Source organism: Streptomyces sp. A 4/2, from assembly GCF_940670765.1.
In the GTDB taxonomy this organism is placed as follows: Bacteria; Actinomycetota; Actinomycetes; order Streptomycetales; family Streptomycetaceae; genus Streptomyces.
This window is the reverse complement of the sequence record NZ_CALNVW010000017.1, coordinates 200425-223816: the sequence shown is the minus strand read 5'-3', so window position 1 is coordinate 223816 and position 23392 is coordinate 200425. Positions and strand designations below refer to the sequence as shown.

At 70.0% G+C, this 23392-nt stretch carries 24 protein-coding genes and 1 pseudogene; 11 read left to right on the top strand and 14 right to left on the bottom strand.

Annotated elements, in window-relative coordinates; genetic code table 11:
- Positions 1-71: 71 nt before the first annotated feature.
- Complete coding sequence (locus tag NBY69_RS11895) at positions 72-560, bottom strand: Lrp/AsnC family transcriptional regulator (RefSeq protein WP_250300743.1); 489 nt, start codon at positions 558-560, stop codon at positions 72-74.
- Between the two features lie 59 nt (positions 561-619).
- On the opposite strand from NBY69_RS11895, the gene NBY69_RS11890 reads away from it, so the two are divergent.
- Positions 620-1834, top strand: a complete 1215-nt coding sequence (locus tag NBY69_RS11890) for a PLP-dependent aspartate aminotransferase family protein (RefSeq protein WP_250300742.1) — start codon at positions 620-622, stop codon at positions 1832-1834.
- Here NBY69_RS11890 and NBY69_RS11885 read toward each other — a convergent pair.
- Positions 1749-3134, bottom strand: a complete 1386-nt coding sequence (locus NBY69_RS11885) for a GNAT family N-acetyltransferase (protein ID WP_250300741.1) — start codon at positions 3132-3134, stop codon at positions 1749-1751. The genes NBY69_RS11890 and NBY69_RS11885 overlap by 86 nt on opposite strands.
- A 369-nt stretch (positions 3135-3503) precedes the next feature.
- A complete protein-coding gene (locus NBY69_RS11880; protein WP_250300740.1) occupies positions 3504-4334 on the bottom strand; it encodes an alpha/beta fold hydrolase in 831 nt (276 codons plus the stop codon).
- Between the two features lie 157 nt (positions 4335-4491).
- Here NBY69_RS11880 and NBY69_RS11875 point away from each other — a divergent pair, with 157 nt between their 5' ends.
- Together NBY69_RS11875 and NBY69_RS11870 are read left to right on the top strand one after the other, a co-directional pair.
- A complete protein-coding gene (locus tag NBY69_RS11875) occupies positions 4492-5376 on the top strand; it encodes an RNA polymerase sigma-70 factor (RefSeq protein ID WP_250300870.1) in 885 nt (294 codons plus the stop codon).
- 307 nt (positions 5377-5683) lie between these two features.
- On the top strand, positions 5684-6445 hold the full coding sequence (locus NBY69_RS11870; protein ID WP_250300738.1) for a GntR family transcriptional regulator: 762 nt from the start codon (positions 5684-5686) through the stop codon (positions 6443-6445).
- Between the two features lie 37 nt (positions 6446-6482).
- Here NBY69_RS11870 and NBY69_RS11865 read toward each other — a convergent pair whose 3' ends face one another.
- From NBY69_RS11865 to NBY69_RS11855, 3 genes are all read right to left on the bottom strand, one after another.
- On the bottom strand, positions 6483-7640 hold the full coding sequence (locus NBY69_RS11865; RefSeq protein ID WP_250300736.1) for an ROK family protein: 1158 nt from the start codon (positions 7638-7640) through the stop codon (positions 6483-6485).
- A 105-nt stretch (positions 7641-7745) separates the two neighbouring features.
- Positions 7746-8396: a response regulator transcription factor gene (locus NBY69_RS11860; RefSeq protein WP_250300735.1), complete on the bottom strand. Its 651-nt coding sequence runs from the start codon at positions 8394-8396 to the stop codon at positions 7746-7748.
- Between the two features lie 4 nt (positions 8397-8400).
- A complete protein-coding gene (locus tag NBY69_RS11855; protein ID WP_250300734.1) occupies positions 8401-9525 on the bottom strand; it encodes a sensor histidine kinase in 1125 nt (374 codons plus the stop codon).
- Positions 9526-9633: 108 nt separating this feature from the next.
- On the opposite strand from NBY69_RS11855, the gene NBY69_RS11850 reads away from it, so the two are divergent.
- The 3 genes from NBY69_RS11850 (at position 9634) to NBY69_RS11840 (ending at position 11905) form a co-directional block, all read left to right on the top strand.
- Positions 9634-10581 (top strand): ABC transporter ATP-binding protein, encoded by a 948-nt coding sequence (locus NBY69_RS11850; protein ID WP_250300732.1) that lies wholly within the window; start codon positions 9634-9636, stop codon positions 10579-10581.
- A 75-nt stretch (positions 10582-10656) separates the two neighbouring features.
- Entirely contained in the window at positions 10657-11400 is a 744-nt protein-coding gene (locus NBY69_RS11845) for an ABC transporter permease (RefSeq protein ID WP_250300731.1), read from the top strand.
- Positions 11401-11467: 67 nt separating this feature from the next.
- Positions 11468-11905: a hypothetical protein gene (locus tag NBY69_RS11840; RefSeq protein WP_250300729.1), complete on the top strand. Its 438-nt coding sequence runs from the start codon at positions 11468-11470 to the stop codon at positions 11903-11905.
- Positions 11906-12040: 135 nt separating this feature from the next.
- On the opposite strand, the gene mug is transcribed toward NBY69_RS11840, so the two are convergent.
- Together mug and purB are read right to left on the bottom strand one after the other, a co-directional pair.
- Positions 12041-12589 carry a G/U mismatch-specific DNA glycosylase gene (gene mug / locus NBY69_RS11835; RefSeq protein WP_250300728.1) on the bottom strand — a complete coding sequence of 183 codons (549 nt, stop codon included), beginning with the start codon at positions 12587-12589 and terminating at the stop codon, positions 12041-12043.
- Between the two features lie 8 nt (positions 12590-12597).
- A complete protein-coding gene (gene purB, locus NBY69_RS11830) occupies positions 12598-14031 on the bottom strand; it encodes an adenylosuccinate lyase (protein ID WP_250300727.1) in 1434 nt (477 codons plus the stop codon).
- 116 nt (positions 14032-14147) lie between these two features.
- On the opposite strand from purB, the gene NBY69_RS11825 reads away from it, so the two are divergent.
- A complete protein-coding gene (locus NBY69_RS11825; protein WP_250300726.1) occupies positions 14148-14780 on the top strand; it encodes an alpha-ketoglutarate-dependent dioxygenase AlkB in 633 nt (210 codons plus the stop codon).
- A 170-nt stretch (positions 14781-14950) separates the two neighbouring features.
- Positions 14951-16486, top strand: a complete 1536-nt coding sequence (locus NBY69_RS11820; RefSeq protein WP_250300725.1) for an ATP-dependent DNA ligase — start codon at positions 14951-14953, stop codon at positions 16484-16486.
- 141 nt (positions 16487-16627) lie between these two features.
- Here NBY69_RS11820 and NBY69_RS11815 read toward each other — a convergent pair whose 3' ends face one another.
- The 4 genes and pseudogenes from NBY69_RS11815 to NBY69_RS11800 form a co-directional block, all read right to left on the bottom strand.
- Complete coding sequence (locus NBY69_RS11815) at positions 16628-17470, bottom strand: SGNH/GDSL hydrolase family protein (RefSeq protein WP_250300724.1); 843 nt, start codon at positions 17468-17470, stop codon at positions 16628-16630.
- A gap of 58 nt (positions 17471-17528) precedes the next feature.
- Entirely contained in the window at positions 17529-18563 is a 1035-nt protein-coding gene (locus tag NBY69_RS11810; RefSeq protein ID WP_250300722.1) for a hemolysin family protein, read from the bottom strand.
- Positions 18560-19894, bottom strand: coding sequence for a hemolysin family protein (locus tag NBY69_RS11805; protein ID WP_250300720.1), 1335 nt, complete (start codon positions 19892-19894; stop codon positions 18560-18562). The genes NBY69_RS11810 and NBY69_RS11805 overlap by 4 nt, the downstream gene beginning before the upstream one ends.
- 177 nt (positions 19895-20071) lie before the next feature.
- A pseudogene (locus tag NBY69_RS11800) lies at positions 20072-20266 on the bottom strand (GNAT family N-acetyltransferase); the annotation flags it as partial.
- Between NBY69_RS11800 and NBY69_RS11795 the strand changes: the two are divergent.
- On the top strand, positions 20267-20884 hold the full coding sequence (locus NBY69_RS11795) for an MBL fold metallo-hydrolase (RefSeq protein ID WP_250300719.1): 618 nt from the start codon (positions 20267-20269) through the stop codon (positions 20882-20884).
- Between the two features lie 78 nt (positions 20885-20962).
- On the opposite strand, the gene NBY69_RS11790 is transcribed toward NBY69_RS11795, so the two are convergent.
- A complete protein-coding gene (locus tag NBY69_RS11790; RefSeq protein WP_250300717.1) occupies positions 20963-21853 on the bottom strand; it encodes a TIGR03621 family F420-dependent LLM class oxidoreductase in 891 nt (296 codons plus the stop codon).
- Positions 21854-22007: 154 nt separating this feature from the next.
- Between NBY69_RS11790 and NBY69_RS11785 the strand changes: the two genes are divergently transcribed.
- Positions 22008-22217 carry an antitoxin gene (locus tag NBY69_RS11785; protein ID WP_250300715.1) on the top strand — a complete coding sequence of 70 codons (210 nt, stop codon included), beginning with the start codon at positions 22008-22010 and terminating at the stop codon, positions 22215-22217.
- Between the two features lie 40 nt (positions 22218-22257).
- Positions 22258-22632: a fic family toxin-antitoxin system, toxin component gene (locus NBY69_RS11780; protein WP_250300713.1), complete on the top strand. Its 375-nt coding sequence runs from the start codon at positions 22258-22260 to the stop codon at positions 22630-22632.
- A 7-nt stretch (positions 22633-22639) separates the two neighbouring features.
- Here NBY69_RS11780 and NBY69_RS11775 read toward each other — a convergent pair whose 3' ends face one another.
- Positions 22640-23335, bottom strand: coding sequence for a class I SAM-dependent methyltransferase (locus NBY69_RS11775; protein ID WP_250300712.1), 696 nt, complete (start codon positions 23333-23335; stop codon positions 22640-22642).
- Positions 23336-23392: the final 57 nt, after the last annotated feature.

Below are 23392 nucleotides of genomic sequence, written 5' to 3'. Positions count from 1 at the left end.
CGCCAACACTCTTCGACACCGGACTGCTCCCACCGGGACCACGAGTTCCCGGCCTCCCGAACCACAGCGGCCTATGCCCCGGTTCCTCGCGCAGGTGGCAACAGCGGGCCGCAGTCCCACTGCTGGAAGATCAGCCGGGTCTCGACCCGGGCGACTTCGCGGCGCGCGGTGAATTCGTCCAGCACCAGACGTTGCAGGTCGGCGGTGTCCGCCACCGCTACGTGCACGAGGTAGTCGTCGGGACCCGCCAGATGGAAGAGGGCCAGTGACTCGGGCAGGACCCGGATGCGCTCCACGAACGGCCCCACCAGTTCCCGCCGGTGCGGCCGTACCTGGACCGAGAGCAGTGCTTGCAGCCCCCGGCCGAGCTTTGCCGGGTCGAGTCTGAGCTGCTGGCCGAGTATCACCCCGGAGCGGCGCAGCCGCGCCACCCGGTCGAGACAGGTCGACGCGGCCACGCCGACCTCGGCCGCCAGTTCGCGGTAGGTCGTCCGGGCATCGTTCTGCAGCAGGCTGAGCAGATGCAGATCCACCGGGTCGAGTACGACAGATTCGGCCATCCGGCGAACGTAACACGGGATCTTTCCCGCATCCCCTTACGGGTGTTCAGAGTCCAGCCATGGAATCCGATGCCTCGGCCACACCCAGGGCCCTCGCCACCGAAGCCGTGCACGCCGGACGCGAAGACCTCGCCGGCCTCGGTCTGCACGCGGTACCCATCGATCTCTCGACCACCTACCCCTCCTACGACAGCAGGCGCGAGGCGGCGCGCATCGACGAGTTCGCCGTCACCGGCGCCCGCCCGGACGGCCCGCCGGTCTACGCCCGGCTCGACAACCCGACCACGGCCCGGTTCGAGACGGCACTCGCCCGGCTGGAAGGCACCGGGAGCGCCGTGGCGTTCGCCAGCGGCATGGCCGCGCTCACCGCGGTCCTGCTCGCACGGGCGAGCCAGGGGCTGCGTCATGTGGTGGCCGTCCGCCCGTTGTACGGATGCAGCGACCACCTCCTCACCGCGGGACTGCTCGGCACCGAGGTGACCTGGACGGACCCGGCAGGTGTCGCCGACGCGATAGGGCCCGGAACCGGTCTGGTGATGGTCGAGACACCGGCCAATCCGACGCTCGCGGAGATCGACATCCGGGCGCTCGCCCACTCCTGCGGATCGGTGCCGCTACTCGTCGACAGTACGTTCGCCACGCCTGTGCTGCAGCGGCCGGCGGAACACGGCGCGCGGATCGTCCTGCACAGTGCCACGAAGTATCTCGGCGGCCACGGTGACGTGCTGGCCGGAGTGGTGGCCTGCGACGAGGAGTTCGCGCGGACGCTGCGCAGGATCCGGTTCGCGACGGGCGGCGTACTGCATCCGCTGGCCGGGTATCTGCTGCTGCGCGGACTCTCGACGCTGTCGGTCCGGATGAAGGCAGCGGCGGCCGGCGCGGCGGACCTGGCCGGCCGGCTGGCGGCCGATCCGCGGGTGGCACGCGTGCACTACCCGAAGCTGGGCGGCGCGATGGTCGCCTTCGAGGTGCACGGAGATCCGCACCAAGTGATCGCCGGTGTACGGCTGATCACCCCAGCTGTCAGCCTCGGGAGCGTCGACAGTCTCATTCAGCACCCGGCCTCCATCAGCCACCGCATCGTGGCCGAGGAGGACAGGCGTTCCGTGGGTGTGAGCGAACAGCTGTTGCGGCTGTCCGTCGGTCTTGAGGACGTCGACGACCTGTGGCGGGACCTGGACGGTGCGCTCAGCAACCACTCTGTTCGCTCTGCCCGTAAGGGAGTTCATGCGGAAGACGCGAGCGGTCGGGTGTCGCCGCAAGCCGTGCGGTGATCACCAGCGTGCCGTCGTCGATCTGGTAGTCGATCGGCAGCCCGAGACCGCGCATGGCCGCCACCATCCCGGTATTGGCGGCCTGCGTGACGGCGTACACGCTTTCGCAGCCCGTTTCGTCCGCCATCGCCATCAGCCGGCCGAGCAGTTCGGAGCCGATGCCCCGGCGCTGCCAGTCGTCCTCGACGAGCAGGGCGACCTCGGTCTCGTCGCCGTCCCGGAGAAGGTGGCCCAGGGCGACGATGCGCCCCGAAGCGGTCTGCACGGCGAGGGTGCGGCCGAAGCGGGGGCTCAGCAGGTGGTCGAGGTAGCGGTCGGCGTCGCCCACCGGGCCGTGGTAGCGCAGACCGAGGGTCCGCTCGGTGCACCGGTCGTGCATCGCGCGGGCCGCCTGCACGTCGTCAGGACCGGCCCTGCGCACGGTGATCTCATTGCCCTCGGGCAGTGTGAACACGTCCCGGCTGTGGGGCATCCGTGAGCCGAGCCGGGCGTCGAGCTCGATGAGTGCGCGAGCCCGCGCGAACTCCGTGGGGGTGAACGGGAGATACTGCCGCTCGACGATGATGGCTCCGCCTGACGGGTCGCGCAGCCGCATCACGGTCTCCTGGAGCGCGCCGTCCATGGGGGTCGGATCGTCGGCTGGTGTGCCGTCGGCCGGGGCGGGCAGCGACCGGATCGTGCAGCGGCCCAGCAACTTCCTCAGGGCCAGGGGAAGTTCGGCGGTGTCGAGCGCGGTACGGGTGGCGAGTCCGAGAACCCGGGTCGGGGTGTCGACGAGGTCGTGGGCGTCCGCGCGCTCGATCCATGTGTGGTTCCCGCCCGCCGAGGCGATCTCGTGGCCCAAATGCTGGGCCTGGAACGTGACCGGCGCGCGCAACAGGAACTCGTCGACCGTGCCGTCGGCGAGAGGGTGGGTCTGGAGCGTCAGGATGTCCACCCGGTGACGGGCCAGCGCGGTGCACAGGGCAGCGAGGCTACCCGGCTCGTCCCGCACGGTCGTGCGCATGCGCCACAGGGCGGTCTCCGGCCGGACCATCTCGTCCTCGCGCGGCGTATCAGCTGCGGCGGCGGGCGGCGGGGCGTGGCTGTGCCGCTGCGCCCACCAGAGGTGGAAGGCGGCCGTACCGGAGAGGGCCACGGCGGCGGCGACGAGCAGAAAGGGGCCGTCGGGTCCGTGCGCGACCAGATCGGCGACGACGTCGGCCAGGGCGACAGCGGTGAACAGGGCAGCCAGTTCGATGAGATCCCGGCGCCAGCGGTGCGGATGGCGGACACTCTTCGCGGAAGTCGTATCAGTCATGGCGTCACTGTGACTCAGCGGTGTTGCGCGATCACGAACACTCTGTGACTGATGGGTTAAGTGTGGTTTTGGTTGGTTAAGGCCCATTTTCCGCCAGGCGCGGCGCAGCGCGCGAGATTCCATGCGCCATGGTGATGAAACTGCCATTGAACGTACCCCCTCACCCCAAGTGAACCGATCCCGGCATCAATTGGTTCCTGCCGGCAGCCGGACACCGTGCTCGATCTCTGGCGGTACTCGGATGCGCATCCGAGTACCAGCCGTACGACGCCGTCGCGAGGGTGGACGGTTCCCCGGCCGGACGGCGGCGACCGGAGCGGGGTGACGTGTGGAACGCGGCCGAACGCGTGGCCGGATGTCGGGGTGGGCTCAGCGGCTGGTGTCCAGGATGACGCGGGCCACCAGTGCGGGATCGTCATTCATCGGAACGTGGCCGCAGCCGGGCAGTCGCACCAGCCGGGCGGCGGGCATGGTGTGCCTGGCGCGGATCCCCTGGCGGCGCAGCAGCAGCCGGTCCCTGGTGCCCCAGGCAACCGTGACGGGCACCTTGTTCACCTCGGAGGTGAACAGGACGTCCCGTCCGGCCGCGAGGGTTTCGGCGAACCCCGTCGCGGTGCGCAGTGCCAGGGTCTCCGCCACGACGGCCTCCGGTGAACGGCGGCCGGGCCGTGCGTAGATGGTGCCGGTGAGGGCCGCCCGCCCGGCCGCCGAGCGGGAGAGCCGTTCGATGACGGGGAGCGGCAGGATCCTCGCCCCGTGCCGCATCGCGGTCAGCGTCGAGAAGGCGTAGCGCCGCTCGCCCTGCGTCCAGAACCCGGCAGGCGACAGCGCGGTGACCGACCGGACGAGATTCCGGTTCCCGAGCTCCAGCGCGAGCAGCCCGCCGAGGGAGTTCCCGGCGACATGCGGCCGCTCGATCCCGAGCGCCCCGCACATGGCCCGGAGCACGGGCACCACGGAGGCGAGGTCGTACGGCACGCCGTCGGGCAGCGCGGGCGAAGCGCCGAAACCGGGCAGGTCCACGGCGATCACCTCGCGCTCGGCGGCCAGAATGTGCCGCACGGGGTCCCAGGCCTGCCGGTGGTGGCCGATGCCGTGCAGCAGCAGGAGTGGATCGCCGCCCCCTGTGCGCTCGTACGCGATCGATACGGGGCGGTGACCCGCGGGGGTGTCGACCGTAAAGGTGACCTGGGCGGTCATGCTCTGCTCCCTCTGGTCGGGGGCTCCCCGATGACAGGGAGGAGAATCTTAGACACTGCGTCAGTAACAATTACCCTCCGGTAGCTTGCACTTCAAGAGGGCGGCGTCGGACGGGTACCTCCTGGACAGCCTCCGATCGGTCGGCTGGGATGGGGGAGTGGCGACCGACACCGTGACGGAACTCTTCGAACAGCACCGCTCCGTACTGACCGGAGTGGCGTACCGCATGCTCGGCCGGGTGGCCGATGCCGAGGACATCGTGCAGGAGGCATGGCTGCGCTGGTCTGCGGAGGACCGCGAGGAGGTACGCGAACCGCGTGCGTTTCTCGTGACGATCACTACCCGGCTGGCCATCGACCGGCTCCGGCACGTGAAGTCGCGCCGCGAGGCGTACGTAGGGCCTTGGCTGCCCGAGCCGCTCGCCACCGAGTACGGCGACATGGTGACGGATACGGCCGAACGGGCGGTTCTGGCGGAGTCCGTCTCGTTCGCCGTCCTTGTGGTGCTCGAATCGCTCTCGCCGCTGGAGCGTGCGGTGTTCGTGCTGCGGGAGGCCTTCGGGTTTCCGTACGGGGAGATCGCGGCCGTACTCGACCGCGGTGAGGCCGCCGTACGTCAGCTCGCCGGTCGGGCCAGGCGTCACGTGGAGGAACGGAAGCCGCGCTACGACGTCGATCCGGTCGAACGGCGTGACCTGACGGAACGGTTCCTGGCCGCGGCGGCGGGCGGGGACCTGGAGCAGTTGCTCTCGCTCCTCGCCCCCGATGTGCGGCTGGTGGGCGACAGCGGAGGCAAGTCCAAGGCGCCGCTGCGGGTCATCGAAACCGCGGACAAGGTGGGTCGATTCATCCTCGGCACCGCCGCCAAGGGGCTCGCGGGCGCCGAGTTGCGCTTCAGGGAGCTCAACAGCGCTCCTGCGCTCGTGGTGTACATCGAGGGCAAGGTGGACTCGGTGTTCCAGGTGGAGGTCGCTGACGGCCGCATCGCAAAGATATACATCGTGCGCAACCCGGACAAACTCGCCCTGCTTGCCGAGAAGTAACCCCTTGTTCCAGGACGGTTCCGCCTTCAAGAGAACCCCTGACCCCGCGCGCAGAGCCGCGCAAGCAGAGCCCCGCGAGCCGAGCCCCGCGAGCCGATCCGGCCGCGGGGCTCCGTGCTGTGCGGGACCCCATCGAGAACATCCCGTGAACGCTCTGCGGCAGGACCCGGCTTCGCTCCGTAACGGGGCGAGGATTGGTCTTGACCAAGGAGAGGCGCCGTCCTACTCTCGCAGGGATAGTGCAGGAACCTTTAATAAATAAGGGCACAGAAAAGCCGCCGGGTTACGGCGATTGCGGAGGATCAGGGTGGGGACCACGCAGCTGGAGTCGGTGCCGGAGCCGAAGTACTGGCATCTCAAGACCGTTCTCAGTGACGCACTGGACTCGGATTTCGCCGTGGGGGAGATCCTTCCGAACGAGCGTGAACTGGCTGCCCGTTTCGGGGTCGCCCGAGCCACGCTGCGCCAGGCGCTGGAACAGCTGGAGCTGGAAGGCCGACTGCAGCGCCGCCGCGGAGTGGGCACCACGGTCGCCCCGCCGCGCGTGGGCGTCGACGTGTCGACCTCGCAGCAGACCTGGCCCGGAGCGTCCGACGACGCCTGGGAACCCGTCGGGTGCGGGGGCACTGTGCCACCGGCCGCGGTGGCCCGGATGCTCGACGTGGAGAGCGACGACGAGGTCCACACGGTACGCAGGATCCGGGTGACACACGGCCAGTCCGTCGCCACGGAACTGCTCTACGTCCCGACCGCGTCCGTGCCCGGACTGTCGGCCATCGACGTGCCGTCGGGCCCTGCGCGTGCCCGTGGGGTGCTGCGCGAGCTCCAGCACCTCAGCCTGGAGGGGCAGGACCGCGCGGTCGAACTCGGCTCGGCCCGTGCCGAGGACGCGAAAGAGCTCGACCGGTTGCCGGGGGCACCCGTGCTCGTCGTGACCACCCGATACCTCGCCGGGGGCAGGACCCTCGCGGTATCGGTGGCCACCTACCGGGCGGACACCTGCCGGCTGACCTTCGGTGATTCGGGCGACCTGGAGATCAGCGACCAGCTGCCGGAAAAGGCCTGCTGACCCCTGATACGCGCTCACGCGCGGCCCGCCACCGACTTCAGCGGCGGGCCGTCACCGTGCTCTCCACCGCGAACAGTTGCTCCTCCACGTGGTCGAGCGCGAGCCGCAGCGCACCTGTCGCCACCGCGGCCTCGCCGAGCAGGGAGAGCGCGACCTGTGGCGGGCGCAGGCAGTAGCGCGCCAACTCGCCGCGCAGCGGCTCCAGTACGCCGTCGAGCCCGGCAGCCCAGCCCCCGATCACGACCAGTTCCGGATCGAGCGCCAGAACCAGCGCTGCCACATCGTGCACCAACCGCTGGATGAACCGCTCGACGGCGGCCCGGGCCCGTGCGTCGCCCTCCTTGGCATGGGCGAAGACCTCGGCCACAGCGAGCTCGTCCAGCGGATGCAGCGGCTCGTCCGTGGTGGAGAGCAGTTTCTCCGGTGTGACATCGCGGCCCAGCAGATGCAGTGCGCCGATCTCACCGGCTGCACCGCCGAAGCCGCGGTGCAGCCGTCCGCCGATCAGCGATCCCGCACCGGGGCTGAGCCCGGCGAGCACGAAGACGATGTCGTCGGATTCGGTCGCCACGCCCTTCCAGTGCTCGGCGACCGCAGCGGCGTTGGCGTCGTTCTCGACAAGCACCGGGCAACGGAACGAGCGTCGGAGCCGCTCGCCGAGCGCGAGTCCCGTCCACTCGGGAAGCGCGGTGCCCAGCCGTACGGTGCCGTCGGCCTCCACGATGCCGGGGCTGCCGACGCCGACCGCGCGCAGACTGCTGCGTGCCACTCCGGTCCGGCGCAGCACATCGGCGACCGTGGCGCGGACCCGCTCCAGCCGTTCGTCGGCGGATGCTGTCTCCGACACCTCACGGGAACCCGCGCCGAGGATCCGGCCGTCGAGGCCGGAGAGCAGTGCGGCTACCCGGTGCGGCCCGATCTCGATGCCGAGCAGGTGGCCGGCCTCGGCACGGAACCGGAACCGTCGGGCGGGGCGCCCCTGCCGACGGGTCTCACCCTCCTCGGGTGCGTCCTCGACGACCAGTCCGGCCACTATGAGACCTTCGATCACGCCCTCGACCGTCGGCCTGGACAGCCCGGTGATGCGGGTGAGATCGGTCAAGGTCGGGAACACCGCGCCACGTAGTGCGTGGAGCACCACGGACGAGTTGATCCGCCGCAGCAACGAGGGATCCCCGCCGGTCAGCTGCCCCAACGTGTGTCCTCCCAGCTCAGCTCGTGCTTGTGTCTGCCGGATGGTACCGGGTGACCGGGCGGGCGGCGAGTGGAGCCGGTCGCGGGCCCCGGGCCGGCCCCCGGATCAGGCGGGAGCGACGAATCCGGATTCGTACGCGGCGATGACCGCCTGGGTGCGGTCCCTGGCTCCCAACTTGGCCAGCACGGCGCTGACGTGGGACTTCACGGTCTCGGCCCCGATCACGAGCTGGGCGGCGATCTCCGCGTTCGACAGACCGCGGGCCATCAGCCGCAGCACCGCGGCCTCCCGTTCCGTCAGCGCGGCCCGGTCCAGGACTTCGCGGGCCGCGCTGTTGCCGTACTCCGCGGCGAGCGAACGGACCGCGGCCGGGAACAACAAGGATTCGCCCTCGGAGATCAACCGCACCGCGTGGACGATCTCGGCCGGACGGGCCCGCTTGAGCAGAAAACCATCGGCGCCCGCGCGCAGCGCCTCGTAGACGTACTCGTCGTTCTCGAAGGTCGTCACGACGAGGATCTTCGGTGGCGGTTGTGCGGACCGCAGCACCGCCCGGGTGGCCGCGATGCCGTCCAGCAAAGGCATCCGCACGTCCATCGCCACCACATCGGGCCGCAGCTGCCGCACCAGCGGCACCACGGCTGCGCCGTCCGCTGCCTCGCCGACCACTTCGATGTCTGGCTGGGCCTCCAGGACCGCGCGCAGTCCGGCGCGTACGAGAGGTTCGTCGTCGACAAGGAGCACGGTGATCGGCACCCGGTCAGCCTAGGCCGTCCAGCGGCAACTGCGCATACACCCTCCAATCACCCTCGTGGGGACCGGTCTCCGCCGTCCCGCCCAGCAGAGCCGCACGCTCCCGGATACCGCGCAGTCCGCTGCCGCCGGGCGAGCGGCCTGCGGCGCCACTCAGCGGATTGGTCACCTCCAGGTCGAGCAGACCGGCCACCACGGCGATCCGTACGCGCACCGGAACGGGGCCCGAGTGACGCAGCACATTGGTGAGTGCCTCCTGGAGGATGCGGTACCCCTCCCGGGAGATGGGGCCGGGCACCAGCTCCACCGGACCGCTCACCTCGGCCTCCACCTTCGCCCCTGAGGTGCGCGCGGACTCCAGCAGCCGGTCCGCCTCGCTGAGGGACGGACGCTGCCCCACCGGTGTGCCCGACTCCCGGAGAATGAGCAGTACGCGCTCCAGATCGTCGAGTGCTTCCCGCCCGGTCTCCTCGATCGCGGCCAGCGCCCGATCGGTGAACGCCGGGTCCTTCACGGCCCGCGCCGCGCCGGCCTGCACCACAGCCACCGTCAGGGCATGACCGATGGAGTCGTGCAGCTCGCGCGCGATGCGGTTGCGTTCGAGCAGTTGCTCGGTGCGCTCCTCCAGTACGGTCAGCCGCTGGGCCGCCGACGGCCCGAGCAGCCGACGTCCGACCACGGTGATCAGCGCCCCGGATGTGATGACGCTGAAGGGAATCGCGGCTGCCACCAGGGGGACGAGCAGCGCGGACCACCAGGAAGCGACGGCGAGCAGCCTGGGTATCAGCAGGGCCAGCTGCGCAGGCAGGAGCAGCGCCGGGACACTGAACAGCAGCCGTGCCTCCAGCCACAGCACCGTGCGCCAGCGGTCGGCCCATGTCAGGGACGATGCCACGGCGATCGAGGCATCGGGGCGCCCCCGCTCGTGCGGGGTCAACAGCAGCTGGGCCTGTATCCCTTCCTCCAGTCTGACCGCCGGGACGAGCCCGACCGGAATGACCAGGAGGGCGGGTACGTAGAAGTCGCGCATGTCGATGAACAGCCACACGGCGACAAACGCGAGCGGGACGCACATGTGCAGCCATCGCGTGTAGGTGACCGGGCGCAGTATCGGCCGGAGCAGGCGGAACATGCCGATATCGTGCCAGCCCCACCGGTGCGGGCGGCTCCCCCGCACGGGGGATCCGAACTCCCCGCACGGGGGACGCGGCAGGCGTGGGCCGGCCGTCACGCTGAAGACATGACCAGCATCGATGTCCAGGAACTCACCAAGGAGTACGGGACCACCCGCGCTGTGGACCGGCTCACCTTCAGTGTCAGGCCCGGCCGGGTCACCGGCTTCCTGGGCCCCAACGGCGCCGGCAAGTCCACGACGATGCGGCTGCTGCTGGGCCTGGACCGTCCGACTTCCGGTACGGCCACGATCGGTGGGCGGAAGTACACGACTGCCGCTCAGCCGCTGGGACTTGCGGGGGCGCTGCTCGACGCGAACGCCGCGCACGGAGCTCGCACGGCCCGCGACCATCTGCTTGCTCTCGCTGTCAGCAATCGCATATCTGCCCGCCGGGTGGGCGCGGTCCTGGAAGAGGCGGGCATCGCGAGTGTCGCGGACCACCGCATCAGGACGTTCTCGCTCGGCATGCGGCAACGACTCGGAATAGCCGCCGCCCTGCTCGGGGAACCGTCGGTACTGCTGCTGGACGAGCCGTCGAACGGGCTGGATCCCGAAGGAATCATCTGGATCCGTGAGCTGATGCGGCGTCTCGCCCAAGAGGGCAGAACGGTTCTGGTCTCCAGCCATCTGATGAACGAGACCGCCTCGTTCGCCGATCATCTGGTGGTCCTGGGCAGGGGCAAGCTGCTGGCCGACACCCCGACACGGACGTTCATCGACTCACGCATCCGGCCGCGAGTGCGATTGCGGACCCCGGATGCGGACCGTCTGCGCGCTCTTCTGCTGAGGGAGGGGTTCGCTCTTGTCGAGTGCGAGGACGGTCGCCTGGTGGTCGAGGGAGCGCGCGTCGAGGACATCGGTCCCGTTGCCGCGGCAGAGGGCATCGCGCTGCTGGAACTCACCACGGAGGAAGCCACGTTGGAGCAGGCCTATCTCGACCTCACAGCGGACCTGACGCAATTTGCGGCCCGCCGCACCACTGCGAAGCCGATGGGAGCCGCCACCCCTCCCTGACCCCGCTGTCAGCCTCGAACTCGAACTTCACCTCGTACATGGATGCATGCGCGTACGGCCCAGGAGGTATGAGACATGTCTTTTCCCGCGGTTCTCCACTCGGAGTGGATCAAGATCCGCTCGGTGCGTTCACTCGGAGGTGCGCTGCTGTCAGTGTTTCTGGCCACTGTGGCTTTCTCCCTGCTCGGCAGTGCCACCGTGGGGCACGAGAATGCGGGCAAGCCAGATTTCGACCCCGTGCTCACCTCGTTCTTCGGCCTCAACTTCGGTCAGATCGCCGCTATTTGTTTCGGTGCGACAGTTGTTGCGGGCGAGTACCGAAACGGTGGTGTCCGTCTTGCCCTCACCGCGGTCCCGCGCAGAGGCCTGTACTACGCGGCGAAGTTGACCGTGATCGGGGCTCTTGTCCTCGCGGTCGGTCTGATCACCAGCCTCACCTGCTTCCTCGTCGGCCAACTGCTGATCGGCAGAGCGGGTATCGGCATCGGTGACCCCGGTGGGCTGCGGTCCGTTGTGGGCTGTGCGTTCTATCTGGCTCTCATAGCGCTGTTCGCCGCAGGCCTGGCAGCTGTCCTGCGGAGCGGGCTCGCCGTCATGGGGATACTCATCCCGTTCGTTCTTCTGGTCTCCTTCGTGATCGGAGATGTGTCCCGGAGTGCGAGCCTCGCCGACTTCCTGCCGGACCGGGCAGGCCAACAGGCCCTGCTCCAGAATCCTTCAGGTCAGCTGGGTCCCTGGAGCGGACTCGCTGTGATGGCCGGTTGGGTGGCAGCCGCCGTCGGGGCGGGCTGGGCGGCGCTGAGCCGCCGTGACGCCTGAACGGAGGTCACGGGCGAAGGAGGCGCTACGTGAGCCAACTGTCAGTGGTACCAGGTTTACTGACGTGATGACCACCGCCCAGTACCTTGCCGCCATCGACCTGTTGCGTGCCCGTCCGTTTCCACCTCGGCACGGCAGATCGGAGACGGGCACCAGCGGGCCCGGGTACCACGTGGTGGCGCTGTGCACGAGTGAGGACTTCTGGGACGACGACGGCACCCGTCGCCCGGAAGTGGAGGACCAGTACGAAGCGGAGTGCGAGTCACTGGCCATCGCACTCGATGAACGCTGGGGCGCGTCGCAGATGTTCAGCCTCTGGAGTGTGCTGAGCCGGCAAACGGAGGGGGAAGACATCCCCGAACCCTGGAGCGAGCTGTGCGGCACCACGCCGTACCTCCATCTCTGGAAGGTGGAGGAGCGATGGGTTGCTCTCGGCGTCGGCCAGTGGGACCAGGAGCTGCAATTTCAGTTGATCGCTACGGTCACCGAGATCGATCCGCCCTGAGATGTGGTCGAGATGGGCGGAACCGATCGGTACGTGGCAAGAGAGGGCCGGCGGAAGACAGCAGGCAGGAGACGGCAAGCAAGGGACAACGGGCGAGCGGCACGGGAGTGACAGCGGAGCGACCCGTCACCTGGTTCAGGACCCGGCCTCGCTCTCCACGGCCGTACGCAACCGGCCGTACTCCTCCGCCATGGTCTGCGCGGTCCAGTGGGCGTTGAGTCCACTGGGGTTGGGCAGGGCCCAGATCCGGGTGGAACCGATCGTCCGTGTCTGCGGTCCGATCCGGGCCTTGAGGTCGCCGAAAGCCGTGCGGTATGCGGTGACACCCACGACGGCGAGCCACCGCGGTCGCAGCTTCTGCACCTTCGCAGTCAGAGCCCGCCCGCCCTCGCGGTACTCGTCGGCGCTCAGTTCATCGGCCCGAGCCGAGGCCCGTGCCACCACGTTCGTGATGCCGAGGCCGTACGTCAGCAGCTCCCGCTGCTCGGAGGGGGCCAGCAGGCGGGGAGTGAAGCCCGACAGGTGGAGTACCGGCCAGAAGCGGTTGCCGGGCCGGGCGAAGTGGTGGCCCGTCGCAGCCGTCATGAGCCCGGGGTTGATGCCGCAGAAGAGCACACTCAAGCCCTCCGCGACCACATCGGGAACGAGGCGGTCGCGGGCGGCTTCGAGTTCTTCGGGCTTCATGCCGATGATCAGAGGATCGAGCCCGGCGTGTAGGCGGCGGCTTCCGGGTGCTGCTTGGTGATCTCCTCGATCCGGGAGATCACCGCGCTCACCTGCGCGCCCGCCGCGCCGGTGAAGGAGAGCTTGTCGGCCATCAGCGCGTCCAGCTGAGCGCGGTCGAGCGGCATCCGCTCGTCGGCCGCCAGTTTGTCCAGCAGCTCGTTGCGCTCGGCTCCCTGCTCACGCATCGCGAGCGCGGAGGCGACCGCGTGCTCCTTGATGACCTCGTGCGCCGCTTCCCGGCCGACTCCGGCCCGTACCGCGGCCATCAGCACCTTCGTGGTGGCGAGGAACGGCAGGTAGCGGTCCAGCTCGCGGGCGACGACGGCGGGGAACGCGCCGAATTCGTCGAGCACCGTCAGGAACGTCTCCAGCAGGCCGTCGAACGCGAAGAAGGCATCGGGCAGAGCGACCCTGCGTACGACCGAGCACGAGACGTCGCCCTCGTTCCACTGGTCACCGGCCAGCTCACCGGTCATCGAGGCGTAGCCGCGGAGAATCACCATCAGGCCGTTGACGCGCTCGCAGGAGCGGGTGTTCATCTTGTGCGGCATCGCGGACGAGCCGACCTGCCCCGGCTTGAAACCTTCGGTGACGAGCTCGTGCCCGGCCATCAGCCGGATGGTCTTCGCCAGCGAGGACGGAGCACCGGCCAACTGCACCAGCGCGGTCACCACGTCGTAGTCGAGCGAACGAGGGTAGACCTGGCCGACCGAGGTGAAGGCGTGAGCGAAGCCGAGGTGCCCCGCGATCCGCTGTTCGAGATCGGCCAGCTTGGACTCGTCCCCGCCTAGCAGGTCGAGCATGTCCTGGGCGGTACCGACCGGGCCCTTGATCCCGCGCAGCGGGTAGCGGCCCAACAGGTCCTCCAGGCGCCCGTAAGCCACCAGGAGCTCGTCCGCCGTCGTCGCGAACCGCTTGCCCAGCGTCGTCGCCTGCGCGGCCACGTTGTGTGAACGCCCGGCCATCACCAGCTCGGCCTGTTCACCGGCCAGCTTGCCGAGGCGTGCGAGCACGGCCACTGTCCGGTCGCGCATCAGCTCCAGCGAGAGCCGGATCTGAAGCTGCTCGACGTTCTCGGTGAGGTCCCGCGACGTCATGCCCTTGTGGACCTGCTCATGGCCGGCGAGGGCGTTGAACTCCTCGATGCGTGCCTTGACGTCGTGCCGGGTGACTTTCTCCCGCTCGGCGATCGAGGCCAGATCGACCTGGTCGAGCACCCGCTCGTAGTCGGCGACGGCCGCATCGGGCACCTCGATCCCGAGGTCCTTCTGGGCACGCAGCACGGCGAGCCACAGCTGGCGCTCCAGCTTCACCTTCTGCTCGGGGGACCAGAGGACGGCGAGCTCCGTGGAGGCGTAGCGGCCGGCCAGGACGTTGGGGATGCGAGGCTTTGCAGTCACGTGAAGTGATTCTACTGGCGGTTTCTGCAGGCCAGCGCCCCGGTGCTCTTTGTGGCTTGCTACGAGTGGAATCATCCGTCATGGCATACGAACAAGTGTTCGCTTAGGATGAGTGTATGGCTGTCCACCTGCAGAGTTCCCTGTTCGACCAGGACGACGCGATCACCCTTCGCCCGCTGGACGGGCTGCGCCGCTGCGACCTGGGACGGGGCGCCTGGATCGATGTGCTGCCCCAGTGGCTCGTCGGCGCGGACGCGCTCTTCGATGTGCTGGCTCGCGACGTCGAATGGCGCGCCGAGCGGCGCGTCATGTACGAGCGGGTGGTGGAGGTGCCGCGGCTGCTGTCGTTCTTCGCCGCGCACGCCCCGTTGCCGCACCCGAGTCTCGACGAGGCGCGCGCGGCGCTCGGCGCGCACTACGCGGAGGAGCTCGGTGAACCGTTCACCACGGCCGGACTGTGTTTCTACCGGGACGGGCGGGACGGTGTCGCCTGGCACGGGGACACCATCGGCAGGGGCGGCAGCCAGGACACCATGGTGGCGATCCTCTCGCTGGGAGCGCCCCGGAATCTGGTGTTGCGGCCACGGGGAGGTGGCGGCCCCGAAAGCGTGAGGACGCCGCTCGGACACGGCGACCTCATCGTGATGGGCGGCAGCTGCCAGCGCACCTGGGAGCACGCGATTCTGAAGACGGCGCGACCGGTGGGGCCGCGTATCAGTGTGCAGTTCCGTCCGCACGGTGTCCTCTGACCGGAAGCCGACGCAGCCGACATAGCCCACGCAGCCGACGAAGTCCATGAAGCCGATGAAGTCCCCGGAACGCACCGGGAGCATCGCAATGTGGCGGAACGGACCGGGACACCCGCGCGGAAAACGGGTACGGATCGGCCACCGTCGAGCGACCACCCGGAGTCCCAGCCGTGCTGCTTCATGAACTCGCCGAAACCTCTCGTGCCGTGGGCGCGGAAGCGGCCAGAAACGCGAAGATCTCTCTGCTGGCGGACTACCTGCGGGGTCTGGCACCGGAGGTACTGCCTGTGGCGGTCGCGCTGCTCTCCGGCGAATCCCGGCGCATGAGGATCGGTGTGGGACCGGCCGCCCTGCGGGAGCTGCCGCAGCCCGCACCCGCACCGTCCCTGGGTGTGGTGGAGACGCAGGACGCGCTGACCGCGCTCGCTGCCGTGCACGGCCCCGGCTCGCAGGGCGAACGGCGGAGGCTGCTGGCGGAACTGTTCGGCAGGGCCACCGCGCAGGAGCAGGCCTTTCTCGGTGCCGTTCTCGTCGGTGAGTTGCGGCAGGGGGCGCTCGACGCCGTAGTGGCGGACGCGGTGGCGAAGGCCGCCGGAGTCGCCTCGGCGGATGTGCGCCGGGCGCTGATGTTCCGCGGTTCCGCGCGCGCCGTTGCCGAAGCGGCCATGTCGGGCGGGAAGGAAGCCCTGCGGGCGTTCGGCCTGGAGATCGGGCGGCCGGTGCGGCCGATGCTCGCCGCGGCGGCCCCCGATGTGGCCACGGCCCTGGACCGGATCAGCCCCGCCGCCCTGGAGTGGAAGCTGGACGGTATCCGGGTGCAAGTGCACAGGAACGGCGACGACGTGTCGGTGTTCACCCGGAGCCTGGACGACATCACGTCCCGTGTCCCCGAAGTGGTCGAGGCGGCAGCGGGGCTGGCGGTGCGGTCCGCCGTGCTCGACGGCGAGGCCGTCGCCGTGGGGCCTGACGGGCGTCCCCTCCCCTTCCAGGTAACGGCGGCGCGCGCCGCCTCGCGGCAGGACCCGGAGGGGCTCAGGGCCGAGGTGCCGCTGCACGTCTACTTCTTCGACCTGCTGCACCGCGACGGCAAGGACCTGATCGATCTGCCCGCGCGAACCCGCTGGGACACGCTCACCGGCCTGGTACCCGCGGAACTGCGCGTTCCGCGCATCGTGACCGAGGACGCCGCCGACGCCGAGCGCTTCTTCGACGCGGCTCTGGCGCACGGCCAGGAGGGAGTGGTGGTGAAGGCCCCCGACGCGCCGTACGCGGCCGGGCGGCGCGGAGCCGGGTGGATCAAGGTCAAACCGCGGCACACCCTGGACCTGGTGGTCACCGCGGCCGAGTGGGGCCACGGCAGGCGCCGGGGCCGGCTGAGCAACCTTCACCTGGCGGCGCGCGGCGAGAAATCGGATCCCGCACCATGGGTGATGCTCGGCAAGACCTTCAAGGGACTCACCGACGAACTGCTCACCTGGCAGACCCGGGAACTGCTGGACCGCGAGGAGAGTCGCGACGCATACGTCGTACATGTCCGGCCCGAACTGGTGGTGGAGGTCGCGTTCGACGGACTCCAGCGGAGTCCGCGCTACCCGGCCGGTCTGGCCCTGCGGTTCGCCCGCGTACTCCGCTACCGGCCGGACAAGAGCCCGGCCGAGGCCGACACCCTCGCCACGGTCCGGGCTCTGGCCCCCGACTCCCTGTGAGCCCCGCACCGCCGGACCGGGGCCTGGCCGGCCGATCTCTACCGGGCCCGGGACCGACAGCACCGACCGGATGGACAACACGGACAGTACCGGCCGAACCGACAGCACCGGTCGGACCGACAGCACCTGCCGGACGAGGCCCTACGGTGCCTCGTCGAGACAGTGCCACCCGGTGACTGGACCGGGGTCGTCCGCGTTCACCGGAGTGATCCAGAACGCCTTCCCCCGCTCGGGGCTGAACTGCGCACCCGTGCGCCCGTCACCGGACGACCGCCCGGTCAGGCGGCGGCCGATCCACGGCAGCAGGTGCTCGCGCGCGAACCGCGCATCGCTGACCCGCCGCGAAGCCCAGGAAGCAGGAACCGGCGGAGGCAGCAGTGCCTGCCAGTCGTCCTCCGCCTCCAGCCCCAGGGCCTGCCACACCGCCTCCGCGACCCGGCGGTGCCCCTCTGCCGTCAGATGCAGCCGGTCGACGCCCCACAGCCGCGGGTCCCCGAGCACCGGAGCGCCGTACAGATCGACCGTCAGTGCGCCGTACTCCGCGGCCAGCTTGTCGATGAAGGTGAACAGCTCCTCCATGCGCGGCCGGAAGCGTTCCATCACCGGGCCGTTGCGGCCGGGACTGCGCATCAGCACCAGTTGCCCGCACACGGGCGCCAGCCGTCCGACGGCCTCCTCCAGCCGTCCCCGCACCATGCCCATGTCGCACTTGGGGCGCAGCGCGTCGTTGAGACCGCCGACGAGCGTCACGACGTCGGGCCGTAGGGCCGCCGCGGCGGCGGTCTGCTCGTCGGCGATCTGGCCGATGAGCTTTCCGCGTACGGCGAGATTCGCGTAACGGAACCCGGAGGTCCGGGTGGCCAGGCGCGCGGCGAGCAGGTCCGCCCAGCCGCGGTACGAACCGTCGGGAAGGCCGTCCGACATTCCCTCGGTGAAGGAGTCGCCGACCGCGACCAGACTGGTGTAAGGGGCATTCGGTTTCATGGCGGGGAGATCGTATCGCGGTGGTGCGGCACCCGACCCGTCCCGGACCGGCCTTCCCTCAACCGCCGGGTCCAGCCGGTGCGGTCGGCGGCCCGACCAGTTCCCGCAGGACGTCCTCCATCGTCACCAGGCCGGTGAGCGTGCCGTCGTCGCCCATCACGGCGGCCAGGTGCGTACGGCTGCGGCGCATCGCGGTCAGTACGTCGTCGAGCGGGCTGGAGGCCCGCACCCGGGCGATCGCCCGCATCGCGGCGACCGTGAACGGAAGGTCGCGCGGCAGGGCGTCCAGCGCGTCCTTGACATGCAGATAGCCCAGGATCCGCCGGTCGTCGTCCACCACGGGAAAGCGCGAGAAACCGGACTCGGACGACAGCTGCTCCAGCTTCTCCGGGGTCGTCCCGAGGCGCGCGTACACCACCTGCTCCAGCGGCACGATCACGTCGCGCACCGGCCTGCGGCCCAGTTCCAGTGCGTCGTGCAGCCGCTCACCGGCCCGGTGGTCGAGCAGGCCCGCAGCCGACGCGTCGGTGACCAGACGGGCCAGTTCGTCATCCGTGAAGGTCGCGGCGACCTCGCTCTTCGCCTCGACGTGCAACAGCTTGAGCAGCGCGTTGGCGAAAGAGTTGATGGCGAAGATCACCGGTCGCAGCGCACGCGCCAGCGTCACCAGCGGCGGCCCGAGCAGCAACGCGGTACGGACCGGCCCGGCCAGGGCGATGTTCTTCGGGACCATCTCGCCGAAGAGCATGTGCAGATACGTCGCCACGGTGAGCGCGATGACGAAGGAGATGGGGTGGATCAGCCCCTCCGGCATCCCGACACCGTGGAACAGCGGCTCCAGGAGATGAGCGATGGCCGGTTCGGCGACCACGCCGAGCACCAGCGTGCAGAGCGTGATGCCCAACTGCGCCGCCGCCATCAGCGCCGACAGATGCTCCAGCCCCCAGAGCACGCTCCGAGCCCGCCGGTCGCCCTCTTCCGCGGCGGGTTCGATCTGGCTGCGCCGTACCGAGATCAGCGCGAATTCCCCGCCCACGAAGAAGGCGTTGACGACCAGCGTCAACAGGCCGATGAACAACTGCAGAGCGGTCATCGGTCCGCCTCCTCTTCCTCACTGCCGGGAACCGGCGCGTGCAGCAGCAGACGTGCGGCGCGCCGCCCCGTCGCGTCCACCACGTCGATCCGCCAGCCACCCAGCTCGATGGTGTCGCCCTCGGCCGGGATGCGCCCCAGCACGGTGGCGACCAGACCGGCGAGCGTCTCGTACGGCCCTTCCGGGGCCCGCAGGCCGATGGACTCCAGCTGATCGGTGCGCGCGGCCCCGTCGACCGAGTAGACCGGCCTGCCCTCCGCGTCCTCACCGGCGCCCGCGAGATCGGGTGTCTCGTGCGGATCGTGCTCGTCGCGTACTTCCCCGACGACCTCTTCGACGATGTCCTCCAGGGTCACGACGCCCGCGGTGCCCCCGTACTCGTCGATCACCACGGCCATGGTGCGCTTGCCGTACATCCGGTCGAGCAGCCGGTCCACCGTGAGCGTCTCCGGTACGAGCAGTGGCTCGCGCAGCAGCTGGGAGACGGGGTACCGGTTCCTGCGCTCCGCGGAAAGGGCCAGTACGTCCTTGATGTCGACGACGCCCACGATCTGGTCGAGGCCGCCGCGGTAGACGGGAAAGCGGGAGAGGCCGGTCGCCCTCGTGGCGTTCGCGACGTCCTCGGCCGTCGCCTGCAGATCGAGCGCCATCACCTGGACCCGCGGGGTCATCACGTTCTCGGCGGTCAGGTCCGCCAGGTTGAGCGTGCGGACGAACAGTTCGGCGGTGTCCGCCTCCAGGGCGCCCGCCTTCGCCGAGTGCCGGGCCAGCGCGACCAGCTCCTGCGGGGAGCGGGCGGAGGCCAGCTCCTCCGCCGGTTCCATGCCGAGTCTGCGCAGCAGCCGGTTGGCCGTGTTGTTGAGGTGGCTGATCAGTGGGCGGAAGACGGCACTGAAGTACCGCTGCGGGGTCGCCACCACCTTGGCCACGGCCAGCGGTGAGGAGATCGCCCAGTTCTTGGGTACCAGTTCGCCGACGACCATCAGGAAGACGGTGGAGAGTGCGGTGCCGATGACCAGGCCCACGGAGGAGGCCGCGCCGGAGGAGAGACCGAGCGATTCGACCGGCCCGCGGATCAGCTTCCCGATCGAAGGCTCGGCGAGCATGCCGATGACCAGATTGGTGACCGTGATGCCGAGCTGCGCGCCGGAGAGCTGAAAGGTGAGCCCGCGCACGGCCCGCAGCGCGCTCGCGGCGCCCCGCTCACCTCGGTCCACGGCCTGTTCGAGCTCGCTGCGCTCGACCGTCGTCAGCGAGAACTCCGCCGCGACGAAGGCTCCGCAGGCCAGGGAGAGCAGCAGCGCCACGATGAGCAGGAGCGCTTCGGTCATCGTTTCACCTCCGTCCCATGATCGGCCAGGGAGTGGAGGAACGCGCGGTGTCGGCTACTGGGAGGCTCGCCCATGGGCGGACGCTCACACCTTTCGGTCGGTGACGCAGGGAACAGCCATAGTAAAGGACCGGCAAAGCAATGGCCCGGCCGTGAGCTTCACCCCGTCGCGAGGCGGCTACAACGGCTTCACCCAGCGTCGCCAGTGGTCCTCGCGAGGGTAGCCAGCCGCCGCCCACGCCCGCTGCGCCGGCTCGTTGGCCTCCAGCACCATGGCGTCGGCCCGGCGCCCGCCGAGGCCGATGAAGCGCTGCTCCGCCGATGCGGTCAAAGCGGCGGCGCCACCCTCGGCCGCGCGCGTACGCTCAGCAGGATGCGACTCACCAAGTACACGCACTCCTGTGTCCGGTTGGAGCATCCGGAGGGCGGGACACTGGTCATCGACCCCGGCATCTGGAGCGAGCCGCGGGCACTGCGCGGCGCCGACGCGATTCTGGTGACGCACGAACATGTCGACCACGTCGATGTGCTGCGGCTCAAAGGCCTGGGAGCGCCGGTGTACGCGCCCAGGGGCGCGGACTTCGGCGGTCTTCTGGACGTCATCGAGGTGACTCCGGGCGAGGAGTTCACCGCGGCCGGTTTCCACCTCACGGCCCACGGCGGCCGGCACGCCCGGATCTACGGTGAACTCCCTGACTGCGCCAACCTCGGCTACCTCGTCGACCGGAGCCTCTACCATCCCGGCGACTCCCTCCACGTACCCGACCGGCCGGTGGAGACGCTGCTCGTGCCTCTGCAGGCGTCGTGGATGCGGACTTCCGAGGCGATCGACTTCGTCCGCGAGGTCGGGCCGCGGCGCGCCTACGGCATCCATGACGCCCAGCTCAACGAGCGGGGCCTGCACAGCGTCAACGGCTGGCTGGAGGAGGAAGCGGGCGGGTGCTACAGCTGGCTGCCGCCGGGCACACGCTCCCCCTGCTCTCCGGCGTGACCGCCGGATCCGGGCTGCCCGGACCTCCCCCTCGCCCCCTCGGGCCTGCCGCACGGCCGCCCCGATTCCGCACAGCGGTCAGCTCCCCGCCAGTTCCTCGATCACCGGGCCGAACGCCTCCATGCAGGGGTCGAGCACGGTGATGTACGAGAAGCCGTAGCGCTCGCGCTGCTCACGGAGCTGGTCGGCCATCTGCCCGACCGTGCCGATGAGGAACACCGGAAGCCCGAGTACCTGATCCTCGGTCAGGTACGGGAAGGCCGGGACCTTGTCCCGCACCGCGGCGCGGCGGTCGTCCGTGACGATCACGGACTGGATGTGCAGATTCAGCTCCGCGGGCCTCCGCCGCCCGGCCGCCAGGCCCTGGTAGACGGCCACCCGCTCCTCCAGCTGACCGGCGGTGAGGAGCTCCAGCGCACCGTCCGCAGCCCCCGTCGCCGTGCGCGCGCCGGTGAACGCCGCGATGTCGGCGTGCTCCGCCGTCAGCCGCAGCATCCGGTCGCCGTTCCCGCCGAGCAGCAGCGGCGGCCCGGGGCGCTGCGCGGGCCGCGGCAGGTGCTCCTCGTCGGCCAGCAGCCGCTCCAGTTCCTGGACGGTGCGCCGGAGGTGGTCCACCCGGCCACCGGGCGAGCGCCACTCCACCTCGGCCTGCTCGTGCTCGCTCCGTACGTACCCGGTGCCGAGCCCCACCTCCAGGCGCCCGTCCGTCAACGCGTCGGTCGTGGCGATCTCACGGGCGAGGAGTGCGGGGGTCCAGAAGGCGGCGTTCAGCACGAAGGTGCCGACCCGGGGACGGCGGGTCGCCGCCGCAGCCGCCAGCACAGCGGGGAACGGCGCGGGCATCCCCAGATGGTCCGCGACGAGCAGGACGTCGTAACCGAGATCCTCGGCCCGACGGCACCGACGCCGCCACTCGGTGCCACCCGCGGGGGTGACCATGTTGACTCCGAAACGGAACGGCCTTGCCATGAGGGCTCCTCGTCCAGTTGTCCAGGGTGGTCCGGTGCCGCACATCATGGCCGCGAGCCGCACCGGCAGGCGCGCGGTTTCGCGCAGAGCGAGACGGCGGGACCGGTGGAGCCTCCTCTTGCCGGTGCTAGCACCCGCGCGCTAGCTTGACGGGGTGGCCAAGACCCAGTTGAACGTACGCGTGGACGAGGCAACCGCCGAAGCGGCGCGAGAGCGTGCGCTCCAGCGCGGGATGAGCGTGAACCGCTACATCGAGGAGCTGGTCAATCAGGACGCGGGCGAAGTGGGACACACCTTTGTCGAGGCAGCCGCCGACTTCATGAAGCAGTACGAGTCGGTGTTCGCCGAGGAGTTCGCCACGTGACAGCGGGCAGGACCGACAACGACCCTGGCAGGGGCAGCCGTTGAACCTCCGGATCGATCTGGCCTGGCTGCTCATGGTCGCCGAGCACAAGACACCGGGCGACCCGCCGGTCACCGACTGGGGCGCGCTCGTGGCAGCGGTCAGTAGGCACGAGGCGGAGGTCTTCGGCGTCCCTGTGTACAGCGACCCGCACAGCCGTGCCGCCGCACTGCTCCAACTGCTGCTCCATGTACCGGCGTTGGAGCATTCGAATGCGATGTTCGCGTCCGCCGTCGCCTACGGGTACCTCGTCGCCTGCGGACTGAAGGTCGTCACCTCGCCCGAACAGGTACGAGACCTGGCCCGGCTCGTCAAACAGGACAAGGCCGATGTCCGGGCGATCGCCGACGAACTGCGGCAGTGGAGCCTTCTCTGAACCCCGCTCACCCGGCGCCGTCGGCCGTCCCCGAAGGACCCGGCCGCCGTGCCACTCCCAGAACACAGGGCGACGTGGGGACCTGGAGACCGCTCTCCGGGATGGTCAGCCGCCGGTACTCGCCCAGCTCGAAGCCCGCAGCCCGGATCGCCGCCGGCGTGTCCCGCGCCGTGTGACAGCCACCGAAGAGCAGCGGCCAGACCGTACGGTCCAGAGCCCGCTGCGTCGTGGTCATCGCCCGCCCCCGGCCCAGCCCGTGCTCGAAGAACCGCAGCTCGCCGCCGGGCCGCAGTACCCGCCTGATCTCGGCGAGCGCCTGCGGTACGTCCCGCACGCTGCACAGCACCAGCGACGCCACGGCCGCGTCGAACATCTCCCCCTCCACCGGGAGGGCCTCGGCCGTCCCCGGCATCACGTCCACCGGAGTCCTGGCGCGCATCGCCGACCGGACCGCCAACTGCCGCAGGGAGCGCTCCGGTTCGACGGCCACCACCTCGGTGACGGCGGCCGGGTAGTGGGTGAAGTTGAGCCCGTTCCCGGCGCCGATCTCGATCACCCGCCCGGAGAGACCCGAGAGCAGTTCCGCGCGGTGGGCGGCGACCCCTCCCTTGACGTCGGCGCTGACACTGAACCGGGCGTAGAAACGTGCGAAGAGCGGATGGTGCACGTCGTCCCGGGACGTCCTGCTGCTGCGCAACGGCATTGCGGTCCTCTCCGGCGAAGGTGATGGCGATGGCGAAGGTGATGGCGATGGCGATGG